This window comes from Halobacteriovorax sp. RT-2-3 (assembly GCF_047085075.1).
Lineage (GTDB): Bacteria > Bdellovibrionota > Bacteriovoracia > Bacteriovoracales > Bacteriovoracaceae > Halobacteriovorax_A.
Map to the genome: position 1 here is coordinate 124,331 of NZ_JBKIYF010000003.1, position 12,295 is coordinate 136,625.

Here is a 12,295-nt window from a genome sequence, read left to right on the forward strand (position 1 = left end):
GTTTGTATTACCCAACTAATTCATTGTGGATAATACTTCCCTCTTTTCTTAATAATCATCTTGAGAAACACGACATCTAGCTGCACCACTAAAGTCATCATAAGCATAAATAATTGTATCTAGTGGAAAGTCTTCCCCACCAACAATCTTAGACAAACTATTACAAGTACAATTATCACAGCTCTTAATAAACATAATGCTATCAGCTTCATTGTGCATATTTGTTAAATCACAACTAAAGCCAGGAAATAATGGTGCAATATCCTCTGGTGCGTCGGCCAACCAGTGTGGGAATGCAAAGAAAGGATAATCACTATTAGTATCGTCAGCATTAATTAAGTAATAGTCATTTAAGTCAATAAGCTCTTTTGCTCTAGTTCTGTTACCACCCTCTTTTCTAATTGTGCGAGTTGATCCCTCACAATTTTCAATGGCCTCTGATTTTGTAATAAAAGTAGGAGAACCAGATCCTTCAGGAAGAGCAAATTTATCTATAATTAATCTTCTCGAGTAATCATAAATTGCAGTCTCGTTAGGTATGACTACTTCTTTCGTCGTAAATCCATTAGGCATAGAAAGATATTGTTTACCTGATGAAGTTTCTCTAACAGCAACAACTCTTAAATAATAAAATCTATTTTGTAGCAGTCCTGTGATTTCAACATTCGGTGTAACACCTGCAGTTTCAACAAAAGTTAAACCAGTTGAGTTATATAAATCATTTAAACTACTTTCAAACTCACTATAGTAAACGCGATAAGAGATAATTGGTCCCCAGTCATTATTGATTGGTGAAAAATCAACCCATTCTAAATAAACTCTTCCTGTATCATCTGTTTCAACATTAAAGATTTCATTTGTCATTGCATTTGAACGGTTTGGTTCAATAAAACCTTTTACATAAATCGGCAGTGTCGAAACTGATGCCCTCTTACTATCGTAGTATTTTAAAATAGCATAGTTTTGACTTTCATCGACGTATTCACCAAGGTATGTTTCATCGAACGTGAATGTTACTCTCATCGTACAAGTACTAGTCGTATTGACATTGAAACCCCACTCTTCCTCTGGAAGAACTCCCCCTTCATCATCACCAAAGAAACAAGGTCGATTTAACTCAACCTGAATGAAGCCTTGGTTATAGACTGTATGAAAGTCACCTGCAGGAATTGTCGCACTTTGATTACCAACATACTCTCTATACTCTTTCAAGAAACTTGCTTTCTCATCACTTGGATTATTAAGATTAATATTCTTAATCAGTGATCCACTTGGATAAGAAGAAAGAATCGGGTGCGCAGGATTCGCATAAGTTCCAATATCAATAAAGTAAGCATTAGGAATTGTTCCACCTGATCCGTCACTAATATTATTTGTAATTAAATTCCCTGCCGCAACTTTGGCCGGATCAACTGCAGTAAATTGAATTCTAAACGATTCTGCATAGTACTGATCTGTACCAATATCATAAGAGAGAATACCGTAGCGAGTAGTCAAAGGTAACTCAGCAATACTGGCCTTATGCTTAACATCTGCAAAACAAGATGCTCCAGGAGCTAAGGTTGCTCCACAATTTACTGACTCAAGAGAATATCCCACACCTGCACCATTATTATCATGGATGGCCCCAAGAAGAGATGTCTTTAAGTTAAATTTCACATTATTAACTGTTGTAGTTCCTTCGTTTGTGAAAACGAGACGAGTTTTTGCATAAACATTTGAACCTCTAACGGCTTCCACCCCTACGGTTGTTGCAACATCATAGCCATTCATTTCAAGGTTATGAGTTGTTTCAGTGACATCTAGGGTTTCAGTATGTGAATTAGTCAGCTCATCATATTCAACAGTATACTTTTGAGACTTCATAGAAAGTCTTCCTGTATTTGCAGCTACTGCCTCTGCAACAACTAGAATACGTAGAGACTTAATATTATTTGTGTAAGCATAAGTATCACGATTAGTAAGAGTTTGAGATCCATCTCTATATTGAATTTCTAATTCAGTCTGAAATGTTCCTTGTACAGTAGGAGCAAATCCTAGTTCAATATTTGCCAAAGATGCTTGTCCAACATTCCCAGGCATTGACGTAACAGAGAATTCACTGTCACCATTTAACATTTGAGATAATGAAGAAGCTTGTTTTTCTCCAGCATTATAAAGTTGAAATGGTAATGTTACTGTATCTCCAGCATAAAAAGTTCCTGCATAATAAACATAGTCATAAGTTGTATCACGATACGGAGCAATTCTATTAACAGACTTTGTAGGTGCATAAGTAATAGGCTCTACAGCAGTACCTTTTGCAAGATCTCGATACATAGCTGGAATTGTGTAACTTCCAAAACTTTGTCCCCATTCTCCGGCCAAAGGAGAATGAGAAGGGATATTTACTTGTTGACGCCATAAAACCGCACTAATCATCGGTTGCGCCCCTTCTGGTACAAGTGCTGCTGATCTTCTTGAGTTTATAGCAACAGGATAATCTTGAGTCATATAGTATCCACCGTGCCCATCTAATTCAGGAGTGTATCCAGTACCGGCATCCGCAATCCCATCTCCATCGAAATACCCAAAATTGAAGAAATCTTGAACCATCATTCCACTACTATATTCTCTTAGCGCATGTGATCCATTTAAAGGCGCAGAAAAGTGACGTTGCCACCTGCGGTCGTTCGTAGTGTAATAGCTATCTTCTCTTTTATCATTTGAGAGCTTTTCCAATTCAATTGTTAAACTACAAACCTCTCCAGGAGCAAGAAGTGAAGGTGCATTTGTCCCTGGTGAAGTTGATACTGGCCCCATCGCGCCACCAAAGTCCATAACGTCATAGCAATCCTTATCAACACCTGCCACAAGTGCAGAGCTTGGGTTATTAACAATTTCACCTCCAAATAAAGGTGTACTTGCATCAGGGGCCCAAAAGAAAGTCCCTGGAAAAACTAGAGGAGTGTTCAAATTAATGTATGTAATACCACCTGTACCAACATTTTCTAATTTTAAATGGAAGTAACGTGTTTCATTAGCTGTAACAGGAGGAGTTGTAATCCCTTCTGTCATTGTAAAATCAGAATAAGAGAGGAATCCTTTTCTAACGAGAAGGCCACGCATCTTCATTTCAATTTCACGATCAGTGCGGGGAGACATATCATCATTATAAGTTGTCCCATCTTTGTATTTGATTCTGAAAATTTTGTAACGATTTGGATAAGCTTCTAGTACATCGTACATTGCTGAGTTTTCTTCATTCTCAGCCGCTGTACTATCTGGGTTTGTTGATACAATTGGATTTAGATCAAATAAGATATCACATTGCCCATTATATGGATTTAGGTAGTCACACCCAGAGTTTTTCACGTTTTGGTAATAGTTATTAATATTATAACTTGTTTCTGTAATAACATTAGCAGTAGGTTGAGCTCCGTCTGTAATACTTACGACCTCTCCAGAAGTTGATCCACTATTATTCACTCTGATTCTAAGTCTTTCTTTATAATTTGAATTTGCAATTAGAGAGATTCGACCTAAGTCATAATCAAATAGATCGTTATCAACGGTATCTGTATTAGTATATGTTGTATTCTTATACTCAATTACATTAAAGCTTAATTTAGCCGCAGCTAAGTAGTTAGCATCTTCAACAATATAGTTATTTTCGTCAGCATCTAAGTCATTTTTAATAACGACATTATCTTTCCATGTTGAATCATAGCGAACATTAAAGCGGTAGTTATTAAAATTACCATCAGCTTCAAACTGCACACTAGGATGAAAAGTAACATTAAAGAAACAAGATCCACCTGGATCAGCAATCGTTCTACCAGCAACTTGCTTTAATGCTGTATTTGTAATTCGACCATCTTCACCACGAATATAGTTAAAATCATTTACATCAATAAAACACTTACTTGAATCGAAGAATTTAAAAGGAATTGTTGTCAGTGGAAGATCACTTGCACTACTCGTTAAATCTCCTGAAGGATCGCGACATACGAGATTATCGCCACCAGTACTTTCGTCTCTTAAACAACGTGCAACGAGCGTATTTGCAGCATTTCTTACGTCAATACTTAGAACAATCGCCTCTTTATATCCCTTATTTGATACTTTTAATGTTTGAGTATCGATATTCCCTACAACAAGATCATCAAAACTTAAGTTAGGAAGACCACCGATTTGAATATCACCTTCAATTCGAATTGACTTAGCATCAAAGTAAACGTTAAGGGCATTAACACCACCCTCAGGGTCACGGCCATAGTCAAATCTAATATTTGAATTGTAATCAACATCAACATTGCCATCAGGTGCACCAACACCATAATTCTTTGCCTCAAATTCAACAAGAAGTTCACAAGTTTCATTTTGTAAGAGTACAGTTCCACATGTATTTGAAACAATACTGATAGCATTTGAAGTCGTGTTATCAAGCTTTGTCATTGTGATATTACGGGCCCTTAATTCTCCCGTGTTTACGACAACAAGTCTTTGGGAGAATACTTTTGGCTCTGTTCTTTCAACAACACCGAATGAATAATTAATCGTCTCCTCTTCAAAGACTAATGATGCTGGAGTTCCTGTTAAGAACTTTAACTGAGTTGACTTCGAAAAATTATCGATTAGAGTTTTGTAGTTAAATTGAAGATCTTGCGTGTGAATACCTGAAGTACGAGCTTCATATCTTAACTTATAATAACAAGTTGCTTTAGAAGCAATAACGAGACCACAATCTCCACCAAAGCCTGGACTTTCTGATTCCCCTGCTTCGTCAGGAAAGAATTTAACTCCAGCAGATGAGGTTTGATCTATAAGTAATTGAGCATCACTTAAATTATAACCAGTATTATTCTTAACTCTTATAAGAATTTCGTCACCGAGTCCGCCAAGTAGGAACTCCCCTCTATCAAGATCTCCAACGACTGAAAATTCAACCGTACCGTCAACACCATCATTTAAAATTTCAGCTGTCTCATCTGCCTTCTCCACCGGAGTACACGAGATAATTGTTATAAAGAATAAGATCAACCAAACGTACTTCTTCATTTATTCTACCTTATTGATAAGACTCATCTTCGATGCGCACAACACACCTTACTGCTGCATACTCATTTCTCATCTGATCATATTCGTTTCTAGCATTAAATCTTGCTGAATAACGACCACTACTCTTAGTGTTCGATTCTCCAAAATTCAGCATATAGATAGGAGTTTCTCGAGAAAGGCTCCATCTTACGTAGTCAACCGCAGTTCCATCATTATCAAGAGATGACTTTAGCGCTCCAGCGTGTGTGCTTGAATATGTGGCATATGTATCCGTTGCTGGGTCAACAGATTCAACAAAGTCGTAGAAATACTCTCTACTTGCAGGAGAAATATAACGGTTACGAGCAATTGAAATTTCAGACATCCCATCCGAAAAAATCTGACTATCACCAACAGGGAAATTTGGAATATCCATTGATGATGGATCAAGACTAAAGTCCGTTACAAAAGTTTCAAGAGAAATCGACATATTATCCAAACTCTCAGAACATAAACTTCCCTGACATTCCAGCGGTAAACCTAGAATTGGGTTAAAGTAGCGGCCACGACGAGGGTCTGTTGAGATATCTTGTGCACGATTAATAACATCCTGATCCCACTTAATGGCCAGAGTGTCATTAATTGAAAGCTTAGGCGCAAAATTATCTTGCCCAAAGTCTAAGAAGAACCCGTCACCATTTCTATAATAACTAACACTTCCTGGGTCCAATGAGTTTACAGATTCTGCAACTCCCGTATTCACGTTTCCAAATAGGTCAAAGATAGGTGTAAAGGCACCGTTTACAAGATAGTTACCACCTCTTGCACCACCTGGTTCAACAAATGAACAACGCCCAGTATCAGTATCAGACATAACCCAAGAAATTAAAGTATTAAGATAGTTAGCACCATTTGGCACCTCAACAGAGTTTGAAGCAAGTCCTGCACCAAGCATTAGCTTTTCACTATCAAAACCACAAAAGATTTGTTCTGATGAAATTTCCGCCTTATTTCCAATAATATCTTGGACACCAAAGCGAGATGTACAAGCTTGAGTCGTAAATTGTGCCCCACCATTATCATAGAAACTTGAGCCAGTAATAAATGGTACACGACGCGGAGTCGTCACTGTTCCCTGATAACTACTTGGCATATTGATCATTAGGCGATCACCTGACCTTTGCTGATTTGTCGCTGCTCCACTGATAACATCTCTATCGTAGACGTTACATGAATTTTGAAAATTCACACCACTTGTTACAGGAGCATCATTTCTTGTTCCTGTCTCAACTTCTGCTACAGCTGCTTCATCAAAGTCTTTAGGATAACGACTTGCCGTAATCCCTTCTCCACGACGCATAAGCCTCTTTTCTCTTACCGGGCCAATTTGCTTAAATTCTTCTGCGTCATCATCATATGTTCCAATCTTTACTTCATATGAATTACAAACACGATTGGCCTGCGTCTGACTAAGCCCCGTTAATGGAGGAAGCTTTGAATCATTAGAAGAGAAAACACGAGATAGTTTTGTATCTCCACGATAGCGTGGTGATGTATCAACATTTGTATAAGCAGGACTAGGAGTTGCATTAATTCCTGAATCAAATAACTTATTATTAGTAAGAATATCATTCATCGACATATCAAGAATGTCGACATCATCTACCCCATGAGCAAGTGTTGAAAGATTATTAACAGCAAGCCATCTCGGCTTAAGCTTATCACCGTCAGTTGAATCCGAAACAGGAATATTAATCATACAACGTGATGGCCCAAGAGTATTTTTATTTCTTAGGTTATTACCATCAGCAAGGGCCGCACCACCTGCTCCTCTATAGTAACCGTGGCTATTACGATCTTCATAAGTCTTTAAAGCATTACGAGAGTAGTAAACTGCCGCAAACTCACTTTGCACATTATAAGAAGCATAACTTCCATTTCCTCCATAAGGATTAAAGAAGTTTGTCGCAATATTGGCCGGATCAGTACAATCAGTAAAATCACCACTAACTCCTGGTGCAACAAAATCTCTACGATCAGCAGTATCCGGATCGCTACATGTAGTACTTGTAATTGCAATTGAAGCTGTATCTTCACCAAAGCAATCACCTACACGAAGTTGACTACGATCTGTATAAGACTCGCCAGTATTTGGGTGATTAACACCAGAAGTGTACCCCGGAGAATTTCCGTTAAAGCAACCCACAAAACCAGAACCTAGATCATTAGAACCTGTAAAATTAGGAATTGTTCCAGAGAAATTACTTCTTTCATATGCGTAATCCCCTCTCGTAAAATTACAACCTAGCTCAAAACGGTCAATTAGCATACTTGGACCAAAATCATAAACTGTTGAACCTTTAATCCATGGAGATGTTAGACCTCTGGCCCCAACCCCATTCCAAGAACAAGTATATTTCTGGCTAATATCTCTTGAATGAACCTTTCCAAGTTCACGACATTGCTGACGGTTTGCCATAAAACGATGAACAAGGGCCATATTTTCAGGAGGAAGGACAACCTTAATAATATGCTGAGGGTTAGTTGTCTCTCTTTCATACTCGAGCTCAACTCCTCTAAAAACTGGAACGACTTTATAGTAGTAAACACGAGCGTGATTAAAGTCATCACCCGCTTGAATATGCTTTACAGAATAGTCTGTAAACATCACGGCACGATATGTTTCAAGTACCTCATTAGTACGACTTCTTTCTGTGTAATCAACTGGGTGAAGTAAACCTTTATTCGTCAGAGTTTGGTAATCAAAGTCACCACTTGTGATATCTTTCCAAGTGATTTTATTATCATCAGAGCGATAAACACGATATCCAATTTTATGATCTTTCTTTTGTAAACCAGTTTCATAGGCATCTATGAAAGTTTGCATCGAAAGTGTTCCACTTGTAAACGTTACATCCTTCCAAGCGATACGAATGATACCAGAGTTCGAGTATTGATGTAGTGAGTTTGTTGTCACTCCATCTTTAGATCCATAAGCACCACTAAATTGAGTACTACCATTTGCAATACCAAATTGATCTTCAAAACCACTTGTAGGAGCTAGTGTAGCAGGATCTACTTCTACTTCAATTGGTTGTCCACTATCATTTAATGTTTCTAAAATATAGTCTTTTTTACGATCAGGTCCCGTTGGAGTAACCATTCCATTTGCTTTAGGACCAATGGCAAAAATATCAACCCACTCTTCAAATCTTGGCTTAGGTACTTCAATCTTACACTCACCTAATCCAGTATTGATATCTGCATAAATCGGAGATGCTCCGTCAATATAAGGAAGAACACCAAATTGATAAATCTTACCTGGAACAAGAGATGGAATTGTATATGTATAAGTTGTCGCAACAATGTTATCAACTCTAGTATAGGCAGGGTCATTTGCTAGAGCATCTGTATACTTAAATACTTTCCCATCTTTTTCTTTATAGAAAACAGCATACTTGTCATAGATACCACCAGTAGGAGCATCCCAGCTTACTGTAATGTAATCGGCACCAGTGTTACATGCATTAATTACACCAGGAAATTGTTCCACAGTAGGAACCTTAACAATTGGAGTAATACACTTTACGATCGCGTTATCAACATCATTAAGTGAAAAGTTATTTCCTGTAACACTAGGAACGGCCGCAAAACAATATTCTTTATCAGCAACAGTATCCCCGGCTCCAAAAAAGTTTCCTTGGATACGTACACTTGTATATGCACCAAATCCTGCATAGTCTCCTGGGTTATCATCTAATCTGATAAGTCCATCACACGATGCCTTACCACTTGCATTTGCAATATTAAAATTCAAAAGCGTTGGACTAGCATCACCTTCACCCTCATAACAGTAAATATCAAATCCATTAAGAAACCCTGTTTCAATAACAGGTGGATCAAAATTAATTGTAATTTGATTAAGGTTGTTAATATCTTGTGGACTCTGAATCCCTAAAATTCCAGAAAAAGAAGCAAGCTTTGGAATTGCACGGTAGAAAACAGGTTTTCCAATTATTCTTTCACCATCACCACATGTTAGAGTTCGACAAGCAATCGCAAAAGTTAGGTAGTAATCATACTCTTCTAAACTTCCTATCCTTTTTGAAAATTCTTCTGCATTAGCTGTTCTATAATCACCGGCCAAGTTAAGAGGATCAATAATTGAAGCATCAATTTCTTCAGGAATTCTTGCTCTTACAAGATCAACGTCTTCCTCGGCTTCACCAAGTTTATAATTATAAATTCTATAATTTTCAAATGGCCCTACTGCAGGGGCCCAAGTTAAATCAATTGAAGTTAGACCTAGATTCTTGTCTGGTGTTGTTGCTCTTAGAGATAGGGTATCCCAGTCAAAAAGCCCTCCTGAACCTAAAGTGGTAACAGAAATAATTTTATTATTTTCTTCAAAACGATAACCTTGTGTATCTTGATAAATACCGTAACTCTTATGAATAGATCTAACTCTGAAATAATACTGCTTGCCAGGCATTAATCCCGTAACTTGTCTTTCTCTTTCAGTTGTTCCACCTGTTGAAGCCGTTACTTCACCAGGCTTTAGATCTCTTTGAATCGCAGGATGTGTATTATTAAATAAGTCCGAAATTGTTCCATCATCAGCAGCGATGTATGAAACCTCATAAGCGATTGGATCGTTAGGCATAGGATTATAAGTTGATCCTAGAGTCACAGCTGGTACCCATTTTACAAGAACAGTATTTTGGCCAGCAGCACCTACCAATGGCTCAACACTCGAAATACCAGCGAAGTCCGCAGTAAAATTTGAAAATGTTTTAGCACTTAATGTTGCATCGTTCTCACTCTGACTTCCAGTACTTCCGTCTCTTACACCAACAGAAAATGTATATTCAGTGTTTACATTTAAATTTCTTACAGTGAAACGATACATCCCTTCATCATTAACTGATAAAGAGTCGGCTTTAACTTCAATAGGAATCGTCGCATCGTTAACTTTAATAAGATAAGTTAATTCAGAAGCAGGTCCAGTCGCAGGAAAGAAATAAACTTCAATCTTATCATTTGAAATTGGTATGACTTTTGAAATACCGGCAAATTGAAATGTCTGCCTACCACTTTCAGCGTTTCTTGCTTTTTCAAGATTAGCGTCTTCTACTTTTCCAACACAACCAGCAAGTAATAATAAACTTAGTACAATAGATAGAAATTTCATAAATTACTCAACCACCAGTGTTTGAATACTATTGTTATATTCAGAGTATTTGTCTTCTTGGTACAGATAAGTTAGTGCACCAAAGTAATATGTCCCAGGCGGAATAAAAGGAATTGTTATACCAACAGCATTCTCTTCGGCCTCAAATCTTAAGTAATCATTATTCCCATTTACAGCATCACTAAAACTAAAAGTTCCAGTGGTTGTCTTCATAAAGACAACATATCGGTCGTAGACACCCTCTTCAGGAGGAGTCCATGAAATAGCTGCGGAATTATTTGAACTATCAAAATATAAAGAACTGATTCCAGTAAAGTCTTCATATGTAGGAGTCATTACCTGCGGAACAATACAGCTAACTACTTCTGAGTCACGGTTAGGTGTAACAACGTCACCAACGTAAACGAATGGTAATAAAGCAAAGCAGTACTCTTCAGTCGAGTTAATGTCGATCCCTCTAATTGAAACTTCTGTTCCATTAGTAAAATCGAGAGTTGATGGATTTAGCGATGTAGGGTTATTACCATCTGGAAAGTTAATGAATGTATCAATAAATGGCTCACCAGTACTTCTCCCTTTTACTTCAATTAACATCCCATCAATTACACCACTAGCTAGATCTACAGGTTCAAAGCTTAAGTAGATTTCGTTAAGGGCCCAATGGTATCGTGGATTATTAATTTCAGTAATTCCTGAGAAGCTTACAAGCGGAGGGCTTGTACGATAAACGTTCGGAGAATTATATATAATTGACTTCCCCGGAGAACATAAAGAATCTAAACACATAATAAGATATACTTCATAAGAAGTATAAGGCTCTAGCTCAACAAGCTTTGACTTACTATCCTCGTATGTAACTTGCTTACAAAAGTAAGCCGGATCTGTCGTTTCCTGACCATTACAAATATCATCGCGACTATTCTTATATGTCGACCACGCCTCACCTGTTCCATTTTCTTTATAGTAGATTCGGTAATGATCGATTGCTCCGATCCCTGTTGCCCAACTTAAATCAAGAGAGGTTTTTCCAGTACTATTACTAGGAGTTGTTACTTCAAAAGAATCTAGATCAACTTGTATGTCCCCCACGCTATCACTTAGTGTAGTAGCTGATAGGTAGTTATTATTCTTTTCATAATAATAACTTGGATCAGAACTAAATTTACTAAATCCGTGGTGAATACCTCTAACTCTCACATAATAAGTTGTACCTGGAAGAAGACCATTTACCTGTTGAGAAATCTTTTTTCCATCAACATAGTTTACAATACGAGTTGGTGCTGTAAATGAAGTGTCGTCGAACGCAACTGGTGTTGCTGTATCAGAATTAATTAAAACAACTTCATACTTTGAAACATCCGAATCTTCAGGAATGTATCCACCAGTTCTCTCTGCCGCTGGCCATTCAATTAATAGAGAGTTTTTCGAAGCTCCACCTGACAGATTTTTAATGCTACCAATACCAGTAAAGTTAGCTGTTTGATTTGAATAAGTTGCTACAGACTTAAAAGCGTCATTAACTGACTGCTGCCCTTTATCGTCTTTAGCCTGAACGTTAAAAACATATTGTTCATTAATATTTAAACCAGTAACTGTGTAACGAAGAAAACCACGATAATCAGGAACAAGAGTACGCCCAGGTACTGTAATTGGAGCAATCGCACCATCGTAGTTAATGATATAAGTAACTTTTAAAGGATCAAGATTTGAAGGTGGAAAATATATTTCAACTTTATCATGTGCAACGGCCATTGCATCCTGAATACCAGTGTAATTAATGACTGTTTCTCCGTCATTAATCCCCTTTGTTAATTCAGAATTTGCATCCTCAACCTTTCCAACACAACTAAAAAGTAAAAAACATCCTAACAGAAAGTAAATTCTATTCATTCGATAACCCATTTTATTTACATTAATTAAAAATAACGCTACGCTTCTCACTCAAAATTGTAGTTTAAAAAGAGAATTATTTTAAGTGCCTAAAATTAAAGGAAAATATTACCGAACGCATATTTAGTTTAGTATTTGTTCAACCTTACCGCTCCCCAACCGATGCCATGACAAACTTAAAGTTAAGAAATCTGA

The 12,295-nt window shown here is 37.3% G+C and carries 3 protein-coding genes; all 3 read right to left on the bottom strand.

Translation table 11 applies throughout. The features are described 5' to 3' along the window. Positions 1-48: 48 nt before the first annotated feature. Genes ACMAYX_RS11130 through ACMAYX_RS11140 form a run of 3 tightly spaced genes read right to left on the bottom strand, consistent with a single transcriptional unit; the run spans position 49 to position 12,100 of the window. The gene (locus ACMAYX_RS11130; RefSeq protein WP_412471951.1) at positions 49-5,040 is read right to left on the bottom strand and encodes a fibronectin type III domain-containing protein; all 4,992 of its coding nucleotides are present in this window, start codon (positions 5,038-5,040) and stop codon (positions 49-51) included. Positions 5,041-5,050: 10 nt separating this feature from the next. Further along, entirely contained in the window at positions 5,051-10,210 is a 5,160-nt protein-coding gene (locus ACMAYX_RS11135; protein ID WP_412471952.1) for a fibronectin type III domain-containing protein, read from the bottom strand. Positions 10,211-10,213: 3 nt separating this feature from the next. Continuing rightward, a complete protein-coding gene (locus tag ACMAYX_RS11140; protein ID WP_392990892.1) occupies positions 10,214-12,100 on the bottom strand; it encodes a hypothetical protein in 1,887 nt (628 codons plus the stop codon). Between the last annotated feature and the right edge of the window lie 195 nt (positions 12,101-12,295).

Bases quoted from the DNA above. Each gene is read 5' to 3' on its own strand.
- ACMAYX_RS11130 (WP_412471951.1), bottom strand. From the start codon at position 5,040: ATGAAGAAGTACGTTTGGTTGATCTTATTCTTTATAACAATTATCTCG.
- ACMAYX_RS11135 (WP_412471952.1), bottom strand. From the start codon at position 10,210: ATGAAATTTCTATCTATTGTACTAAGTTTATTATTACTTGCTGGTTGT.
- ACMAYX_RS11140 (WP_392990892.1), bottom strand. From the start codon at position 12,100: ATGAATAGAATTTACTTTCTGTTAGGATGTTTTTTACTTTTTAGTTGT.